Source organism: Azospirillum humicireducens (assembly GCF_001639105.2).
Classification (GTDB): Bacteria; Pseudomonadota; Alphaproteobacteria; order Azospirillales; family Azospirillaceae; genus Azospirillum; species Azospirillum humicireducens.
On sequence record NZ_CP028902.1, the window covers coordinates 557,417 to 571,930 of the forward strand.

Genomic DNA, 14,514 nt, shown 5'->3' on the forward strand with positions numbered 1-14,514 from the left:
CCATGGCGGAAGACTGGTTGTCCGCAGCCGAAATCGCAGCTCTAGCCTTGCCGAAGCTGCCGACTTCCAAGCGCGGGATTAATCTCCGCGCCACTGATGAGTGCTGGCATCATCGCGAGCGGTCTGGCCGTGGTGGCGGACGGGAGTACCACATCTCCTCGTTGCCGGAGGACGCTCGCATTGAGTTGGCGCGACGCGCCGCCGCTGACGCCGTGGTCACAGCTACCCCCGCTCTGCCGGTGCCACCGAAGGACTCCTCCCCGGCACTGCCGGTGACGGTCCAGGCCCGGCTGCGCCAGGACTACAAGCTCGCGATCCTGACCGCTTTCGACAGCTTCCATGCTGCCAGCGGCGACGGCCTCACGCCGGCCCGCCACAAGTTTGTCGGGTTCTACAACGCCCGCCAGATCGACGTGCCGGATTGGGTACGGGCCGCATGCCCGACCATCAGCATGTCGTCGCTGGAACGCTGGGCGCGTGTGCGGGCTTCAGGCGATGCCACCGCACTTTCCGGGCGCTACGGCAACCGCAAGGGCAGCGGTGTCCTCGACAGCGCGGTCGCTGACATCAAGGGCTTCATGGTCGCCATGCTGGTGGAGAACCCGCATCTCGCCATGCACCAAGTGCGCACGGTGCTGATCCAGCGCTTCGGCCACGATGTCGAGCTTTTCGACGGATCCACCCGTGCAATGCCGTCCGAGCGTCGGCTGCTCGACCTCTGGAACGACTGGAGGGCGAAGAACCGCCAGCTGCATCTTGCGCTCACCAATCCGGACGACTGGAAGAACAAGCACCGTGCGGCCATCGGGTCGTACTCCGAAGGCATCGAACGCCCGAACCAGCTGTGGGAGATCGACGCCAGCCCGTCCGACGTTCTGCTGACCGACGGCCGACACAGCATCTATGTCGTGGTCGACGTCTACACCCGCAGGATCATGATCCTGGTCACGAAGGTGCCGCGCACCTCGGCCGTCCTGCTGCTGATCCGCCGCGCCATCCTGGCGTGGGGCATGCCGGAGACGATCAAGACCGACAACGGGTCCGACTTCACCAGCCGCGAGGCCGAGCGCGCCTATCACCTGATCGGTGCCCGGCATCTGACCTGCACGCCCTATAGCCCCGAGCAGAAGCCCCACGTCGAGCGCGCGATCGGCACTGTGCAGCATGGCTTCATGCCTCTGCTGCCCGGCTACACCGGCCATAATGTCGCTGTTCGTCAGGCGATCCGCAGCCGCGAAACCTTCGCCAATAGGCTGGGGGAGAGCGACGCCGACATCTTCCGCGCCCGCCTGACCGGTCCAGAGCTGCAGGCGCTGGCCGACGAGTGGGTCGGAAACGTCTATCAGCACGCTCCGCATGAAGGTTTGTGCGACCGCACGCCCCATGCGCTGGCCGCTGAATGCGCCGGCCGCGAAGCCCGCCTGACCGACGAACGCCAACTTGACCTGCTGCTGATGCCTGTTCCGGACGGCGGCACCCGTACCGTCGGCAAGAAGGGCATCCGCGTCGAGGGCGCCGACTTCTGGTCGGTCGACCTGATCCCTTACATCGGCACCGGCGACCGCTTCGACGTGCGCCTGGATCCGGAAGAGATGGGCAGGGTGTGGGTCTACCACTCCGAACCCTTCAGCTTCCTCTGCATCGCGGAGAACCCGGAGCGCATGGGTCTGTCCCGCGCCGCCCTTGCGGCCGAGGCGGCGGAACTGCAGAAGCGCCTCATTGCGGCGGGCAAGGCAGCGATCCGCGCGGCAAAGAAGCGGTTCCAGCCTCACGAACTGGCCGACGCGCTGATCGGCAAGCCGGCCGCCACCGTCACCGCCCTTCCCACCGCCGCCCCGCCGCCGGCCCTGCCCGCACCGTCAGCCCCCGCGTTGCAGCCCTCGGCCGGCCTGATCGCCGCACAGCGCGCCATCGCCGCCGCCACCCCCGCCACGCCGCGTCCGCGCGACGCGACCGAGCAGGCCCGGACGGCCGACATCGCCCGCCGCATCGCCGCCCCGTCCCAGCCGGCCGAGAAGCCCGAGGACCGCTGGTGGCGGCGCGCACAGGACATCGAGGCGCGGATCGCCGCCGACGCAGACGTCAGCGAGGACGAACTGGAATGGCTCCATTCGATCGAAAGCGCTGCCTGGTACCGCGCCCGCAAGAACGACGCCGCCCGCAAAGCGGCCTTCGCCCGAGCCGTCGAGTGACGGCCTCCAAAAAGAACGGCCCCACGCGTGGGGCGCGTAGAGCCGTTCGGAACACAACCAACTGAAGGTTCCATCATGTCGAAAACGACCCGCGTCCGCAAGTCCGCATCCTTCGCCCCGCTCCGCAATCTGACGCTGCTGGAGGAACTGGTCATCAAACTCAAGGGCCGCAGCCCCGACGTGCCCGGCCTTGGCGTTTTCCATGGCCGTTCAGGCGACGGCAAGAGCCGTGCCGCCGCTTGGGTCGGCGCCAGCGATCACATGGCCTACTACGTCGAGGCGAACGACTTCTGGACTCCGCGCGCGATGCTGCGCGCCATCGTCGACGCCATGGGCATCGCCATGCCGCCCCATGCGACGAACAACGAATTGGCCGGCAAGATCGCTGAGGAGCTGGAGACCAGCCGCCGCCCGCTGATCATCGACGAAGCCGACCACCTGGCGAAGAAGGACATGATCGACAAGGTCAGGGCCTTGCACGACATGGCGTCGCCCGGCACCGCGAGCATCGTCCTGATCGGCGAGGAAGGGCTGCCGCAGAAGCTCCAGCGCTACGAGCGGTTCCACCGACGCATCCTCGACTTCGTCCAGGCCGAGCCCTGCGACCTCGACGACGCCCGCCAGCTGGCGAAGCTCTACTGTCCGCGCGTCGCAGTCGCCGACGACCTGCTGCAGCTGCTGCTCGACCAGACCTATCGGTCGACCGGCCGCGTCACCCTGAACCTTGTGTCGGTCGCCGACTTTGCCGCCGGCGAGGGGCTTCGGGAGATCGATGCCGCCGGCTATGCAGGCCAGCGGATCAACACTGGTGCCGCCCCGGCGGTCCGGAGGTTCTGATGACGCTGGTCGAAGTCAAAGCCGAATGCAAACCATCACCCGGCACGCAACGCTTCATTGGTTCTGGCGTGGTTTGGGCTGAGGTCCGTCGCCTGAAGACGTTCCAAACCGCTGACTTGCTTGTGGAAGGCACCACCAGAAAGATCGCCAACGCCTTCTTGCGGAAGGCGATCCAGGCCGGCCTCGTGGTTGTCGAGAAGCCGGGTGATGGTGGTTGGCGCGGCGCGGTGTATCGCCTCGTTCGTGATGTCGGCCGTCGGTGTCCGCGCTTCACTGCAGATGGTCGCCTAAACGAAACCCCCACTCCGACTGAGCGGATATGGGCCGCCATCAAGCCGCTTCGCGGTGGCTTTACCGTGCGCGAGGTGGCTTGCCTGACGCGATGCACTGAGGATCGCGTCGGACAGTATGTCAACGCGTTGCGGCGGCACGGGTACTTGGACGTCCTGGTGAAGAGCGGTGGTCATCGGGAAGGCCGCTATCGTCTCAAGCGGAGCATGAACACCGGCCCCGACGCGCCTCATGTCTTGCGTGGTGCCGGAAAGCCTGTCTGGGACCCGAACCTCGGCCGTTTGGTCGAGGAGGTGTCAGAATGACCGTCCACCTCGACAAGGCCCGCGCCGCCTGGAATGGCGCACCGCCGGCCTTCGTGGTCGCCCTGGCCGAGCGCGCCGACCGTGACGGTCTCGCCGCCGCCGGCGCTGCCATCGGCGGCTATAGCAAGACGACCGTCAGCCTGATCATCGCCGGCCGCTACGGCGCCAACCTCGACCGCGTCGAGGCCGCCGTGGCGGAGCGGCTGGGCGTCTCCCAGCCCTGCCCGGTGCTGGGCGAGATCGACGCCACCCGTTGCGGCCGGGAACAGCAGGCCGCCAACCGCTCCCGCTCCCTTCTCGCCGGCATGCTGCGCAACGCCTGCCGGACCTGCCCGCGGAGGACCGCATGACCCGCATCGCACCCACTCCCCTGGCGTCCGCGCTGGACGCACTGGCCGCCCAGTTGCTGGAGCTGCGCAACCGTCCCACTCAGCAGGCCGCGGCCCAGACTGCCGCCCTTGCCGACCGCATCCGCGATCTGGCGCGGATGCTGAAGGCGGTCGACTTCCGTCGTGGCGTCTGGCTGGACCAGACGGCCGAGCGGGTCACCAGCCGCGCCATGGCCCGCCCCTATCTCTCCTTCAGCGCCGATGAACTGACGGAACTGGTGGTTACCCTGCAGACCGCCGCCGGCTTTGCCCGCAAGGCCGCCCAGCGGCAACAGCGCCCGCTCGCCGGACACTGGGGCGGTGGAGACGCGGCATGAGCAAGCGCGGCTTCTCCGAGACCGTTCTGATGGTCTTTCTCCACGGCTATGCGCAGGCGTTGGCCCATGACGGCAGAACCCCGTCAGCGCGTAGGCTCGCCGAGCGGCTGGGCTACAGCGAGACTTCGGGTCTCTACGCAAGGTCCGAGTGCATCGCCCGCGGCTGGATGGAGGTGGTGCAGCCGCCGCATGGCAACAGCCCCGGCATCCTGCGCCTGACGCCCGCCGGGATCGACGCGGCACGCAGCACTGCCCTTCCGACCAGGCAGTCGCCGACGCCTCGCACCCCATCGCATCCGAAGCGCGACCGGATGCAGGCTGCCTCGGCAGCGAAAATCCGGACATGCCTGTGCTGTGGCAATGGCTTCGCCTCCGAAGGTCCCGGCAATCGGATCTGCAACCGCTGCCGCTCGACCGAGGTCTACTGCTCCGGCGATGTGTCCTCCTTCAGGGCGGTGCTGCCATGAGCTACCGCCCGCCCCCGCGCGCCGACCTGCTGGTCGAGATCGACATCCCGGCCGGCGTGGCCGGTGCGGTTCGGACGATCAGCCGCCGGATCGTCACCACCCGCGATCATGGCGATGGCCGCTGGACCTGCCTGCTGTCCGACCCGGACAGCGGCGACCTGTCGACCGCCACCATCGCACCGGCTGAAAACGGGCAATGGGTGTGTGTCCAGCCGCCGGTCTCGGTCGACGGGGCGCTGCACATCGCCCGCAGCGTGCTTGCCGGCGTGACGCTGCACCGGAGCGTAACCGAACAGATGCGGGTCCTGTCGGAGGCCGTCCTGTTCCTGACCGGGCAGAGCCGCGCGTCCGGTCCCATCGCCCCGGCCCGCATCGAGCGGGGGCGCTGATGTCCGCCGCCATCGCCGCCGCGCTCTACAGCGCCTTCGGCCTCGACCCGCCGGCCATCCCGCCAACGCCGGCCGATCCAGGCCGGTTCCCGATCTTCCCCCGGCCGGCCCCGCCGGCTGCCCCTTCCCCCCAGCGCCCCGCAGATGGGGCCACCGACACCCCCGAGAGGTAAGCCACACATGGAAGCCGTCACCCCGACCACCACGCCCGCGATCCCGGCCGGCTACATGGCCGACGCCAAGGGCCGGTTGGTCCCCGAGACCCTGGTCAAGCCGGCCGACAAGCTGCAGGACCAGCTGGTGCGCAAGCTGATGGGCTACGCCGACGACCTGTCGGCCCAGATCGCCCGCTTCAAGGCGCACACCTTCGACGACGTCGGCGTCTTTCTGGCGCTGCTGGCCGAGCAGTACCAGGACAGCCGCGGCGGTCAGAAGGGCAACATGACCCTGACCAGCTTCGACGGCACGATGAAGGTGCAGGTGGCGGTCGCCGACCACATGACCTTCGGCCCCGAGCTGCAGATCGCCAAGAACCTGATCGACGCCTGCATCGCCGACTGGTCGACCGGCGCCAACGACAACATCCGTGCCCTGGTCGAGCATGCCTTCCGTGTCGACCAGGAAGGACAGGTCAGCCGCGACGCCATCTTCGCCCTGCGCCGCGTCGCCATTGAGGACGAACGGTGGAAACAGGCCATGACAGCCATCGCCGACAGCGTCCGGATCGAGGGCACCAAGACCTACGTCCGCTTCTACCGCCGCCCGTCGCCCGAGGCGCGCTGGGAAGCGGTGACCATCGACCTTGCCAGCGCGTGAGGTGAAGACATGGCCAACATCATTGCCTTCAACGAGACCGAAGCCCTTCTCTACAACCCGTTCGAGGGCGATTACGGCGACGGCGAACGGGAGATCGTCAACGAGATCGTCACCGTCCAGGAACCGCCGCGCTGCCACACCTGCGGCGGCAAGCTGACCCCCGGCACCCGCTGCCGCCACCTGGTCGAGCAGGTCGGAGACGAGGACGAGGGCGACGAGCCCGAGAGCATTCGCCGGACCGAATACTGGTTCTGTCAGCACTGCTGCGCGGCGATGGCGAAGGACATCAACGACGGCGGCGACCGCGTCGGCAGCCGCACTGCCCGCATGATCGCCAACCGGGAGCGCGCCATCGACACCAACTGCCTGCAGCCCAATTCTCCCGCTTCGGAGACCGTCCCTCATGTCCTCTAAGAAGATCAGTTCTTCTCTCGTCGTCGAGGTCGTTCAGGCCACCGGTCTTCGACTCAATGACGAAAGCGTCGTCAAGCTGGAGAAACTTCTGGGTGAAGTCGGCGCCCGCGTCGCACGGCAATATCCGGCGCAGGTCGCCGGCAATGGGCAGACCATCCTCGACCGCGTCGGTGCACGTCTTGACGCCCTGATCGGACAGCTTGATGCGGCGTCGTCCCGAAAGGCGGAACGGTCGGACATCGTCGATGCTGCGGCCTGCCTGCTGGCCTGGGTTGCCGCCATGGACCTGCTGGCGTCGTCGCACCAGCACGAAGCGGACGCCTCCATCCCGGCCTTGACGGTCACCAGTGTGACAGAGGGCATGGCATGAGCGGGATCATCGGCCTGATCCACCGCAGCGGCCTGGACATGCCCGGCGTGCGGCCTGAGGTGTCCGCCGTCCTCTCGGGACTGGTGAGCGTGGAGCGCGAACACGGGACCGAGAAGGCGGTGGAGGCGACGCTGTCCGTCTTCATGACCATCACCGCCACGCTGGGCGCCCGCCACGACGGCACGGCTTTCGACGCCGCTGTCCTGATGCTGGAGACCGCTGCCGGGCAGCTCCGCAACGCCAAGGCCAGCCTCAACGCCGGCCGCGTGCCGGACGGCGTCGTCGTCAAGCTGGGCGCGCCCTCCGGACATCGGGAGGGCCGGGCATGAGCATTGTCGACAGCATCCTGGAGAAGGCCAGAAGCGAACATCCCTGCCGCCTCTGCGACCACCATGAAGGCGACTGGTGCAAGTGGTCCGATCGCGGAGTGGGTGCGGTGCCGGTCCACATGACGTGGCACAGCATCGACTGGGACGAACCGAGGAACTACGCGGACTGCCCCACCAACACCTTCGACAGCACCGAATTGGAGGGCTGAGGCGATGAGCAAGAACCGTCACCCCAGCATCATGCTCGTGCTGGCCCATGCCGCGAAAGGCAGTGACAAGGTCCGGCCCGAAACCCTGGCCATGCTGAAGGCTGCTGGCGGCGTGGAACAGCAGCACGGCACCCGCAAGGCGATGTCGGCCTTGCTGGGAGCCTTCGCCTCCACCGCCACGACGCTGACGGCCAATGGCGCTTTGGATGCCGATCTGGCCGTGGAGTGGGTGACCGACATCCTCGACCAGGTCACCGGCGTCCGAGACGCCTTGCGCTCCGGCAAGCCGCTTCCGCATACCGCAATCGTCGGCGCCGTCGGCGTTCCCTCCGAAGTGTCTGCCGCATGGGGAAAGCGCACGGGAGGCAACGCATGAGTGCCCTTCCGGTTCTTCCACCCCAGGCTACGTGGTCGCTGATCGAGCAGCTGCGCGCCTTAGAGGACGCAGTCACTGTGCGGCTGTGTCTGTTGGACGTCGGCAGCTCCGTAAACGTCGAGTGGCACCAAGAGCTGCATGAGCTGGCGTCGCGGATCGCGAAGGTCGGCCCGGCCGAAGCCCTGGCGCTCGCGATGGTCTATGATCGCCTTGGTCATCTTCCTCCCAACGATGGCGCGGATCGGGCTGAATATGTCCGCTCCGACATGAACCGGTTGCTGGGGGAAGTGACCGGTTGGGCGACCGTCGTTAAGGCCCGCCGCTACCATGCACGGCTGAAGGACTGGGCGGCGGCGAAGCCGAAGGCGCCCCGGCCGGTCCAGAGCCGGCGGAAAGGCGGTGCCCTGTGACCGCCGTCCGTGTGGCCTTGTCCATCTCCCTCTACGACGACGGCGGGGTTCCCGTCCTTCTGGTGGCCGGCATCCCCGGCCACCAGGAAGAGGTGGAGTTCCTGATCGACGGCCCGCACGTCCGGACGCTCCGGCGGTTGCGTGGCCTCCCCGCGCGCCTCCCCGAGCGCCCGATGGCGCCGGGTCTCCCCAGTCTCGCGTCGCTTCTGCGCGACGCCATCACCCAAGCCCCCGAGGTGTGAATCATGTCCTTCGACATCATCGTGCCCACGCGCGCCCCTTTGCAGAGAGCCGACGCCGACCAGGTCCGCGTCACCATGGGCAAGACCGGCGGCAAGTCACCTGCCATGGAACTGCGGATCGTGATCGGCTCCGCGCTGGTCAAGCGCTTCGGCTGGACCAAGGGCCAGCGTGTCAACATCGCCTTCGGTCGCGAAGCGACGCCGGAACGCGGGCAGCTGGCGATCATGCCCAACGCGGACGGCCATTTCCGTCTGCTCGGCGGCAAGTCTCTGGAGGTGCGGACCCGTACGCTCCACCCCACGCTGAAGCTGGCGTCCAACGCTTCGACCATCGCCGCGCCGGTGCAGCTCATTCCGGAACGCCTGATCGTCCGGATGCCGGACGCCTTCATGGCCATCCGGCCGGTCGACAGCATCATGGGCGACCCGCCGGTCAGAAGGAGGGGCTGATGCGCGCCGCCGACACCGTCAATCTGGCGGTCGCCGCCGCCGCGACCATCCGGCGCCTGCGCCGTGGCGAGGCGGTCGTCGGCGCCTTCCGGGCCGAGCTGGTCGCGCTGCTGATGGGCATGGTCGCCGTCGCGGCCGGCCGGCCCGCCGCCCAGTCCGAGGCCGACGCCGGCGAGGTGATCGACCTGATGGTCAGCCTGTGCCGCTCCGCCGGCATGTCCGGCCTCGACATGGCCGCGCGGTTCAACGAGGCGGTCGAAAGGAGGGCGCGCTGATGCAGCTGGACTTCTTCCGCAAGGTGCGTCGGCCGGCCCAGCCCAACCCGCGCACGATGTTCGTCATCGACGCGGGTCATCCGAGTGCCTACAGCGGCCGTGCCTATTGCCGCTTCCGGTGCAGCGTCTGCGGTCACGAAACCGACTGGCTGCCGGAACGCAGCGTCACCGCAGAGCAGAAGGGCCGCGTCTGCCCCGTCTGCAAAGGGAACCCGGCCAACGTCAAACCATCCAGCGCCGGCTTTGGCGAAAGGAGCCCAGCATGACCGCCGCCGTCAAATCCGACGCCCGCCGGTCGGCAGACCTGAGAGCGATCCATGCCATGCGCCGCGAACTGGCGCTGACCGAGGACTGCTATCGCGCACGCGTCTCCCAGGTGTCCGACGGTCGGACGGACAGCGCCGGCAATCTCCGTGCGCCGGAGCGTGCCAAGCTGATCGAGCAACTGAAGGGGCTGGGCGCCGGCAAGAAGCGCCGGGGCCGGCCGGCCCGGCCGGCGCTGACGGCACAGCAGCGGAAGGTCCGCGCCATGTGGCTGGATCTGGCGGACCGCGGCGCCGTCACGGATCGCAGCGAGACGGCCTTGGCGGCCTGGCTGAAGAGCCGGATCGGCGTCGAAGCGCTGCAATGGCTCCAACCCGCCGACGCCGGCCGCGCCATCGAGCAACTGAAGCGCTGGATGGACCGCTTAGAGGAGACGCTCCAGCCATGAGCCTGCGCCTGCCCATCCGCAACCTGCCGGGCGTCCTGGCCGACGTGCAGCGCCTGTGCGGCGACGACACCGCCGTTCGCTTCGCCGCCCATTTCGGCGACCGCAAGCTCTACATCCCCCAACTGGCGCGCCTGCGTGACGATCACCCGCTGGTGCAGGTGCTGGGCCGTCAGACCGCCCGGCTGCTCGCGTCGCGGCTGGGCGGCAACGAGTACACCGTGCCCACCGGCCGCTGGAGCATCAGCCACCACAATGCCCGTGTCTTGCGCCTGAATGGCTGGCAGCCGCGGCCGATCGCCCGTGCCCTGGCCCTGCGCGAGGATACCGTCGATCGGCTGACCGCCGATCTTCAGCCCGCCGTCGCCGATCCCCAGCCGGTCAAGCTGACCTGCCCCTGCTGTGGCCGCCCCTACAAGCTGACGCCGCCGCCTGAACGGGTCGAGAAGGAGGAGCCGGTGGAAGACGATGCCACCTTCCTGGCTGCCCAGCCGCCGCTTCTGCAGGCGGCCGTCTCCGCGGGTGATCTGACCATCGAGGACCTGAGACGGTTGGAGAGCGGGCGCGCGTAACGTGTCATTCGGCTTCTTCGGAGCGGCGTCCCATACGGGGCGCCGTTGCCGTTTGCGGCGGGAACTCCCTCCCTAAACCACCCGCGTCAGTGGCGGCACAATAGGGGCATGACGAACGCCCCCGCCCCCCCGCCCGGTCTCTCCCCCCGCCACCTGTTCCTCTACGTGGTGCGCCCGACCGTCGCCACCCTGATGGGTCCCGACGTGCCCGGCATGGCCTCCGACGCGGCCGTCGAGCTGCTGATGGGCACCATCGCGCAAGAAAGCGGGTTCCGGGCGCTGGACCAGATCACCAGCGCCGCCGACCGGACCATCGGCCCGGCCTATGGCCTGTACCAGATCGAGCCTGCGACGCTCGACGATCTGTACGACAACTTCCTGCGCTTCCGGCCCAGTCTGGCCGCCCGCCTGGCCGGGCTCGCCGCCAGCTGGCCGTCGACCACCATGCAGCTGGTCACGAACCTCAGCTATGCGACGGCCGTGGCGCGCCTGCTCTACTACCGCTCGCCGGTCCGTCTCGCCAACCCTGGCGACATCGAGGGGCACGCGCGCGTCTGGAAGCAGGTCTACAACACCCCGAAGGGCAAGGGGCGGCCGGAGGACTTCGTCGCCAACTACCGGCGCCTGGTCGCGCCGTATCTCTGAGGACCCTGCCTTGCGCTTCTTCCGATGGTTCAAATGGGCGCTGTTCGCGCTTTGCGTCGCCTTCTTTCTCGCCAACCGCATCGCCCTGGCATTGGCGGCCGACGGCCCCAGCGTGGCCCTGCCGCCCGAGCTGGTGTCCAGCCTGGTCGACATCGTTTTCCTGGCGCTGTCCAGCCTGCTCGGCTGGGCGATCAAGCGCGGCGCGGACCTGCTTCATGTCCGGCGCGAAAGCCTGCTGGTCGAGCGGCTGGAACAGGGCATGGGCTACGCCCTGATGTATGCCCGCGAGAAGGCGCTGGAGAAGGGCGCCTCGCTGACCAGCATCGAGACGCGGTCCGAGCTGGTGGCGGTCGCGGCCGGCTACCTGCTGCCCAAGATGCCCGCTGTGATGCGGGAGCTGAACATCGACGCCGAGGGGCTGCGCGAGCGGCTGATCGGCCGGGTCGATCTGGTGGCGCCGGTGCGGGCGCCGGGCGAGGCGCCGGCAATGCTGCCGTCGTCCGCCCCCTTATGAGGGCCGGCCGTGGACTTCGGTGACGAAGGGGAGGCGTGCAGCGCCTTTCTCACGGCGGGGGCCATCTCCGCCGTGCGCGGCCGTCTGATGCAGGCCGGCTCGGTCCTCTGCATCGACTGCGACACGGCGATCCCGCCAGCCCGCCGCGCGGCCCTGCCGTCAGCGACCCGGTGCGTGGACTGCCAAGAGAAACACGAACGGGGGAAGTGATGCTGGACGATCTGTGGAAATGGGGCTGGGCGATCGTCCTGGTCTTCAACCTCTTGCTGGCCTGGATCGTGTGGACGCTCCGCGCCGGCTTCGTGCCGCGGTCCGAGTTCCAGCGGCTCGACACCCGCGTCGCGCTGATCGAGCAGGAGGTCAAGCATCTGCCGACGCAGACCGACATGGCTGCGGTGCGCGACGTGCTGGCACAGGTGAAGGGACAGGGCGACGCGCAGCAACAGGTGGTCAACGGCATCGCCGCCAGCGTGCGGCGCATTGAGGACTACATGATGAGGGCCAACGCATGAGCTGGAAAGATCATCTCACCGAGGACCTGCGCCTGGTCATCCTTCGGATCCTGTCGGAGGCTCCGGGGCATCGCGCCAACAGCAGCATCATCCAGACCGCGGCCAACGCGCTGGGACACCATGTGACCCGCGCACAGGTGGAGCAGCAGATCGGCTACCTGTCCGACCTTGCGGCTGTCACCAAGGATCAGGTCGGCGCCGTGCTGGTGGTGACGCTGGGGCAGCCCGGCGACGATCATCTGAGGCGGCTCGGCACGCCGCTGCCGGGCGTCAAGCTGCCGTCGCTGGGCTGACCCATGGCCCGCTCGACACTGGACAAGCTGCCCAAGGAAATCCGCGAGGAACTGGGGCGGCTGCGCGAAGACGGCTGGACGATCGACGAACTGCTGTCGAAGCTGCAGGAGCTGCGCGCCGCCGGCCGCCACGACCTCGACGTGTCGCGGTCGGCGGTCGGCCGCTATGTGCAGGGCATCGACAAGGTCGGCGAGCAGCTACGCCAATCCCGAGCGATGGCCGAGGCTCTGGTGCGGCAGCTTGGCGACGAGCCCGACACCAAGGTCGCCCGGCTGAACATCGAGCTGGGCCATAGCCTGATCATGAACCTGATGACCGGCATGGCCGGCGGCGGGGCCGAAGGCGAAGACGGCCAGCAGTCCGTCCAGCTCGACCCCGAACAGGTCATGTTCCTGACCAGCTCGATCCAGAAGCTGGCATCGGCCCGAAAGACCGACGCGGAGCTGATCCTGCGGCTGCAGACCGAGGCGGACAAGCGCGCGATCGCCGCCATGGAGGCGACGGCCAAGCGCAAGGGCCTGTCGGCCGACACCATCGCCGACATCAAGAAGGACTTCCTCGGCATCCGGAAGGCGTCATGAAGCTGCGCCCGGCCGTCGAGGAAGACTTCAAGCGCCTGCCCAGCGAGATCCCGGCCGGACTGGTCGCCACTGGCGGTTCGGAGCTGGACCTGCTGCTGGCCTATCAGAAGCGGCTGCTGGAAACGACCGCGATCTGTTCGGTCGTGGTCGTCGAGAAGTCCCGCCGCATCGGCTACACATGGGCCATCGCCGCCGACGCCGTCCTGACCTCTGCCGCCGAGAAGTCGGCCAAGGGCATGGACACGCTGTACATCGGCTACAACCTCGACATGGCGCGGGAGTTCATCGACACCTGCGGCGCATGGGCGCGGCTGTTCGACCGCGCCTGTTCGGCCATGTCGGAGGAACTGTTCGACGACGGGTCGGACGACGGCATCAAGGCGTTCCGCATCACCTTCGCCAGCGGCTTCGAGATCGTCGCCCTGGCGTCGCGGCCCCGCTCGCTTCGCGGCCGGCAAGGCTTCGTCATCATCGACGAGGCGGCCTTCCACGACGATCTGGCGGAGCTGCTGAAGTCGGCCATGGCGCTGCTGATCTGGGGCGGCAAGGTCGCGGTCATCAGCACGCACAACGGAACCGCCCACCCCTTCAATCAGCTGATCGAGGACTGCCGCGCCGGCAAGAAGCCCTATGCCGTGCTGCGTGTCACCTTCGACGATGCGCTGAAGGACGGCCTCTATCGCCGCATCTGCCTGGTCAAGGGCGAAGAATGGACGGCCGCGAAGGAGGCCGCCTGGCGGGCCGAGATCGTCGGCAGCTACGGCGACGCGGCCGACGAAGAGCTGCACGTCATCCCCAAGAACAAGGGCGGCGTCTGGCTGCCGCGCGAACTGGTGCTGGCGCGCATGTCGGCCGAGATCCCGGTGGTGCGGTGGGAGTGCGAGCCGGGCTTCGTCGATCTGCCGGACTATGCCCGCACCGCCGTCGCCATGGACTGGTGCAAGGAGACGCTGGAGCCGCTGCTGACGCGGCTCGACCCCGACCGCATGTCGGTCTACGGCCACGACTATGCCCGTCTGCGCGACGCCTCCGTCGGCATCCCGGCTCAGATCATGTCCGATCTGACCCTGCGCGCGGCATTCCTGATGGAGCTGCGCAACGTCCCGGACGAGGAGCAGAAACTGATCGTCCGCTTCATCCTGGATCGGCTGCCGCGCTTTGTGAAGGGCGCGATCGACGCCGGCGGCAACGGCGCCAGCTTGGCAGAGCGTATGCGCCAGCTGTTCGGCGCCGCCCGGATCGAAGAGGTGAAGTTCTCGACCGAGTGGTACCGGGTCAACATGCCGCCCTTCAAGGCGGCGCTGGAAGGCGCGTCGATCCTGCTGCCCAAGGATGCCGACGTGCTGGTCGACTTCGGCCAGCTGGAGATGCGCGACGGCGTGGCGCAGCTGAAGCGGACGCAGGCCCGCACCACCGGCGCCGACGGCAACAAGCGGCACGGCGACGCCGCCATCGCAGCGGTGCTGGCCCACTATGCAAGCCGGCTGCCCACGGCCGAATACGACTACACCCCCGCCCGCACGGCCGAGGCGACCAAGCGCCGCGACCTGCCTGACTTCTCCGACGACGACGACCGCCACGGCCTGTTCGGCGCCGGCGGCTACTGAGG

Annotated in this window: 28 protein-coding genes; all 28 read left to right on the plus strand. The window is 68.3% G+C overall.

The window, feature by feature from the left end; translation table 11 throughout:
* Positions 1-2 precede the first annotated feature (2 nt).
* The 28 genes from A6A40_RS17035 (at position 3) to A6A40_RS17160 (ending at position 14,512) form a co-directional block, all read left to right on the plus strand.
* A complete protein-coding gene (locus tag A6A40_RS17035) occupies positions 3-2,192 on the plus strand; it encodes a DDE-type integrase/transposase/recombinase (protein WP_108547086.1) in 2,190 nt (729 codons plus the stop codon).
* Positions 2,193-2,267: 75 nt separating this feature from the next.
* Positions 2,268-3,029, plus strand: coding sequence for an AAA family ATPase (locus A6A40_RS17040; RefSeq protein WP_108547087.1), 762 nt, complete (start codon positions 2,268-2,270; stop codon positions 3,027-3,029).
* The gene (locus A6A40_RS30440; protein ID WP_146191579.1) at positions 3,029-3,625 is read left to right on the plus strand and encodes a hypothetical protein; all 597 of its coding nucleotides are present in this window, start codon (positions 3,029-3,031) and stop codon (positions 3,623-3,625) included. Before A6A40_RS17040 ends, A6A40_RS30440 begins: the two co-directional genes overlap by 1 nt.
* The gene (locus A6A40_RS17045) at positions 3,622-3,975 is read left to right on the plus strand and encodes a hypothetical protein (RefSeq protein WP_108547088.1); all 354 of its coding nucleotides are present in this window, start codon (positions 3,622-3,624) and stop codon (positions 3,973-3,975) included. Before A6A40_RS30440 ends, A6A40_RS17045 begins: the two co-directional genes overlap by 4 nt.
* The gene (locus A6A40_RS17050; protein WP_108547089.1) at positions 3,972-4,331 is read left to right on the plus strand and encodes a hypothetical protein; all 360 of its coding nucleotides are present in this window, start codon (positions 3,972-3,974) and stop codon (positions 4,329-4,331) included. The genes A6A40_RS17045 and A6A40_RS17050 overlap by 4 nt, the downstream gene beginning before the upstream one ends.
* Positions 4,328-4,798 carry a helix-turn-helix domain-containing protein gene (locus A6A40_RS17055; protein WP_108547090.1) on the plus strand — a complete coding sequence of 157 codons (471 nt, stop codon included), beginning with the start codon at positions 4,328-4,330 and terminating at the stop codon, positions 4,796-4,798. The genes A6A40_RS17050 and A6A40_RS17055 overlap by 4 nt, the downstream gene beginning before the upstream one ends.
* Positions 4,795-5,187 (plus strand): hypothetical protein, encoded by a 393-nt coding sequence (locus tag A6A40_RS17060; RefSeq protein WP_108547091.1) that lies wholly within the window; start codon positions 4,795-4,797, stop codon positions 5,185-5,187. Before A6A40_RS17055 ends, A6A40_RS17060 begins: the two co-directional genes overlap by 4 nt.
* Positions 5,187-5,360 carry a hypothetical protein gene (locus tag A6A40_RS30735; RefSeq protein ID WP_158279306.1) on the plus strand — a complete coding sequence of 58 codons (174 nt, stop codon included), beginning with the start codon at positions 5,187-5,189 and terminating at the stop codon, positions 5,358-5,360. Before A6A40_RS17060 ends, A6A40_RS30735 begins: the two co-directional genes overlap by 1 nt.
* 7 nt (positions 5,361-5,367) lie before the next feature.
* Positions 5,368-6,003, plus strand: coding sequence for a DUF3164 family protein (locus A6A40_RS17065; protein ID WP_108547092.1), 636 nt, complete (start codon positions 5,368-5,370; stop codon positions 6,001-6,003).
* A 9-nt stretch (positions 6,004-6,012) separates the two neighbouring features.
* Positions 6,013-6,417 carry a hypothetical protein gene (locus A6A40_RS17070; protein ID WP_108547093.1) on the plus strand — a complete coding sequence of 135 codons (405 nt, stop codon included), beginning with the start codon at positions 6,013-6,015 and terminating at the stop codon, positions 6,415-6,417.
* Complete coding sequence (locus A6A40_RS17075) at positions 6,407-6,787, plus strand: hypothetical protein (RefSeq protein WP_108547094.1); 381 nt, start codon at positions 6,407-6,409, stop codon at positions 6,785-6,787. Before A6A40_RS17070 ends, A6A40_RS17075 begins: the two co-directional genes overlap by 11 nt.
* Entirely contained in the window at positions 6,784-7,116 is a 333-nt protein-coding gene (locus tag A6A40_RS17080) for a hypothetical protein (protein WP_108547095.1), read from the plus strand. Before A6A40_RS17075 ends, A6A40_RS17080 begins: the two co-directional genes overlap by 4 nt.
* Positions 7,113-7,325 (plus strand): hypothetical protein, encoded by a 213-nt coding sequence (locus tag A6A40_RS17085; RefSeq protein ID WP_108547096.1) that lies wholly within the window; start codon positions 7,113-7,115, stop codon positions 7,323-7,325. The genes A6A40_RS17080 and A6A40_RS17085 overlap by 4 nt, the downstream gene beginning before the upstream one ends.
* Positions 7,326-7,329: 4 nt before the next feature.
* A complete protein-coding gene (locus A6A40_RS17090) occupies positions 7,330-7,701 on the plus strand; it encodes a hypothetical protein (protein WP_108547097.1) in 372 nt (123 codons plus the stop codon).
* The gene (locus A6A40_RS17095) at positions 7,698-8,111 is read left to right on the plus strand and encodes a hypothetical protein (RefSeq protein WP_108547098.1); all 414 of its coding nucleotides are present in this window, start codon (positions 7,698-7,700) and stop codon (positions 8,109-8,111) included. Before A6A40_RS17090 ends, A6A40_RS17095 begins: the two co-directional genes overlap by 4 nt.
* Complete coding sequence (locus tag A6A40_RS17100; protein WP_108547099.1) at positions 8,108-8,353, plus strand: hypothetical protein; 246 nt, start codon at positions 8,108-8,110, stop codon at positions 8,351-8,353. The genes A6A40_RS17095 and A6A40_RS17100 overlap by 4 nt, the downstream gene beginning before the upstream one ends.
* 3 nt (positions 8,354-8,356) lie before the next feature.
* The gene (locus tag A6A40_RS17105) at positions 8,357-8,803 is read left to right on the plus strand and encodes a hypothetical protein (protein WP_108547100.1); all 447 of its coding nucleotides are present in this window, start codon (positions 8,357-8,359) and stop codon (positions 8,801-8,803) included.
* Positions 8,803-9,078, plus strand: coding sequence for a hypothetical protein (locus A6A40_RS17110; protein ID WP_108547101.1), 276 nt, complete (start codon positions 8,803-8,805; stop codon positions 9,076-9,078). The genes A6A40_RS17105 and A6A40_RS17110 overlap by 1 nt, the downstream gene beginning before the upstream one ends.
* Entirely contained in the window at positions 9,078-9,344 is a 267-nt protein-coding gene (locus A6A40_RS17115; RefSeq protein WP_108547102.1) for an SIR2 family protein, read from the plus strand. Before A6A40_RS17110 ends, A6A40_RS17115 begins: the two co-directional genes overlap by 1 nt.
* Positions 9,341-9,790: a regulatory protein GemA gene (locus A6A40_RS17120; RefSeq protein ID WP_108547103.1), complete on the plus strand. Its 450-nt coding sequence runs from the start codon at positions 9,341-9,343 to the stop codon at positions 9,788-9,790. Before A6A40_RS17115 ends, A6A40_RS17120 begins: the two co-directional genes overlap by 4 nt.
* Positions 9,787-10,359: a hypothetical protein gene (locus A6A40_RS17125; RefSeq protein WP_108547104.1), complete on the plus strand. Its 573-nt coding sequence runs from the start codon at positions 9,787-9,789 to the stop codon at positions 10,357-10,359. Before A6A40_RS17120 ends, A6A40_RS17125 begins: the two co-directional genes overlap by 4 nt.
* Before the next feature lie 108 nt (positions 10,360-10,467).
* Positions 10,468-11,004 carry a hypothetical protein gene (locus A6A40_RS17130; RefSeq protein ID WP_108547105.1) on the plus strand — a complete coding sequence of 179 codons (537 nt, stop codon included), beginning with the start codon at positions 10,468-10,470 and terminating at the stop codon, positions 11,002-11,004.
* Between the two features lie 10 nt (positions 11,005-11,014).
* On the plus strand, positions 11,015-11,518 hold the full coding sequence (locus A6A40_RS17135) for a hypothetical protein (RefSeq protein ID WP_108547106.1): 504 nt from the start codon (positions 11,015-11,017) through the stop codon (positions 11,516-11,518).
* Positions 11,519-11,605: 87 nt separating this feature from the next.
* Positions 11,606-11,728 carry a TraR/DksA family transcriptional regulator gene (locus tag A6A40_RS17140; RefSeq protein ID WP_108547276.1) on the plus strand — a complete coding sequence of 41 codons (123 nt, stop codon included), beginning with the start codon at positions 11,606-11,608 and terminating at the stop codon, positions 11,726-11,728.
* Positions 11,728-12,030, plus strand: a complete 303-nt coding sequence (locus A6A40_RS17145) for a DUF2730 family protein (protein WP_108547107.1) — start codon at positions 11,728-11,730, stop codon at positions 12,028-12,030. The genes A6A40_RS17140 and A6A40_RS17145 overlap by 1 nt, the downstream gene beginning before the upstream one ends.
* Positions 12,027-12,323: a VpaChn25_0724 family phage protein gene (locus A6A40_RS17150; RefSeq protein ID WP_108547108.1), complete on the plus strand. Its 297-nt coding sequence runs from the start codon at positions 12,027-12,029 to the stop codon at positions 12,321-12,323. Before A6A40_RS17145 ends, A6A40_RS17150 begins: the two co-directional genes overlap by 4 nt.
* A 3-nt stretch (positions 12,324-12,326) precedes the next feature.
* On the plus strand, positions 12,327-12,905 hold the full coding sequence (locus tag A6A40_RS17155; protein ID WP_108547109.1) for a DUF3486 family protein: 579 nt from the start codon (positions 12,327-12,329) through the stop codon (positions 12,903-12,905).
* The gene (locus A6A40_RS17160; protein WP_236783851.1) at positions 12,902-14,512 is read left to right on the plus strand and encodes a terminase large subunit domain-containing protein; all 1,611 of its coding nucleotides are present in this window, start codon (positions 12,902-12,904) and stop codon (positions 14,510-14,512) included. The genes A6A40_RS17155 and A6A40_RS17160 overlap by 4 nt, the downstream gene beginning before the upstream one ends.
* Positions 14,513-14,514 lie beyond the last annotated feature (2 nt).

Excerpts from the sequence above, each read along its gene's own strand:
- A6A40_RS17070 (WP_108547093.1), top strand. The coding sequence starts at position 6,013 with ATGGCCAACATCATTGCCTTCAACGAGACCGAAGCCCTTCTCTACAAC.
- A6A40_RS17105 (WP_108547100.1), top strand. The coding sequence starts at position 8,357 with ATGTCCTTCGACATCATCGTGCCCACGCGCGCCCCTTTGCAGAGAGCC.
- A6A40_RS17085 (WP_108547096.1), top strand. The coding sequence starts at position 7,113 with ATGAGCATTGTCGACAGCATCCTGGAGAAGGCCAGAAGCGAACATCCC.
- A6A40_RS17115 (WP_108547102.1), top strand. The coding sequence starts at position 9,078 with ATGCAGCTGGACTTCTTCCGCAAGGTGCGTCGGCCGGCCCAGCCCAAC.
- A6A40_RS30735 (WP_158279306.1), top strand. The coding sequence starts at position 5,187 with ATGTCCGCCGCCATCGCCGCCGCGCTCTACAGCGCCTTCGGCCTCGAC.
- A6A40_RS17155 (WP_108547109.1), top strand. The coding sequence starts at position 12,327 with ATGGCCCGCTCGACACTGGACAAGCTGCCCAAGGAAATCCGCGAGGAA.
- A6A40_RS17040 (WP_108547087.1), top strand. The coding sequence starts at position 2,268 with ATGTCGAAAACGACCCGCGTCCGCAAGTCCGCATCCTTCGCCCCGCTC.
- A6A40_RS17090 (WP_108547097.1), top strand. The coding sequence starts at position 7,330 with ATGAGCAAGAACCGTCACCCCAGCATCATGCTCGTGCTGGCCCATGCC.
- A6A40_RS17075 (WP_108547094.1), top strand. The coding sequence starts at position 6,407 with ATGTCCTCTAAGAAGATCAGTTCTTCTCTCGTCGTCGAGGTCGTTCAG.
- A6A40_RS17035 (WP_108547086.1), top strand. The coding sequence starts at position 3 with ATGGCGGAAGACTGGTTGTCCGCAGCCGAAATCGCAGCTCTAGCCTTG.
- A6A40_RS30440 (WP_146191579.1), top strand. The coding sequence starts at position 3,029 with ATGACGCTGGTCGAAGTCAAAGCCGAATGCAAACCATCACCCGGCACG.
- A6A40_RS17045 (WP_108547088.1), top strand. The coding sequence starts at position 3,622 with ATGACCGTCCACCTCGACAAGGCCCGCGCCGCCTGGAATGGCGCACCG.
- A6A40_RS17120 (WP_108547103.1), top strand. The coding sequence starts at position 9,341 with ATGACCGCCGCCGTCAAATCCGACGCCCGCCGGTCGGCAGACCTGAGA.
- A6A40_RS17095 (WP_108547098.1), top strand. The coding sequence starts at position 7,698 with ATGAGTGCCCTTCCGGTTCTTCCACCCCAGGCTACGTGGTCGCTGATC.
- A6A40_RS17140 (WP_108547276.1), top strand. The coding sequence starts at position 11,606 with ATGCAGGCCGGCTCGGTCCTCTGCATCGACTGCGACACGGCGATCCCG.
- A6A40_RS17050 (WP_108547089.1), top strand. The coding sequence starts at position 3,972 with ATGACCCGCATCGCACCCACTCCCCTGGCGTCCGCGCTGGACGCACTG.
- A6A40_RS17130 (WP_108547105.1), top strand. The coding sequence starts at position 10,468 with ATGACGAACGCCCCCGCCCCCCCGCCCGGTCTCTCCCCCCGCCACCTG.
- A6A40_RS17150 (WP_108547108.1), top strand. The coding sequence starts at position 12,027 with ATGAGCTGGAAAGATCATCTCACCGAGGACCTGCGCCTGGTCATCCTT.
- A6A40_RS17125 (WP_108547104.1), top strand. The coding sequence starts at position 9,787 with ATGAGCCTGCGCCTGCCCATCCGCAACCTGCCGGGCGTCCTGGCCGAC.
- A6A40_RS17080 (WP_108547095.1), top strand. The coding sequence starts at position 6,784 with ATGAGCGGGATCATCGGCCTGATCCACCGCAGCGGCCTGGACATGCCC.
- A6A40_RS17145 (WP_108547107.1), top strand. The coding sequence starts at position 11,728 with ATGCTGGACGATCTGTGGAAATGGGGCTGGGCGATCGTCCTGGTCTTC.
- A6A40_RS17065 (WP_108547092.1), top strand. The coding sequence starts at position 5,368 with ATGGAAGCCGTCACCCCGACCACCACGCCCGCGATCCCGGCCGGCTAC.
- A6A40_RS17060 (WP_108547091.1), top strand. The coding sequence starts at position 4,795 with ATGAGCTACCGCCCGCCCCCGCGCGCCGACCTGCTGGTCGAGATCGAC.
- A6A40_RS17160 (WP_236783851.1), top strand. The coding sequence starts at position 12,902 with ATGAAGCTGCGCCCGGCCGTCGAGGAAGACTTCAAGCGCCTGCCCAGC.
- A6A40_RS17110 (WP_108547101.1), top strand. The coding sequence starts at position 8,803 with ATGCGCGCCGCCGACACCGTCAATCTGGCGGTCGCCGCCGCCGCGACC.
- A6A40_RS17055 (WP_108547090.1), top strand. The coding sequence starts at position 4,328 with ATGAGCAAGCGCGGCTTCTCCGAGACCGTTCTGATGGTCTTTCTCCAC.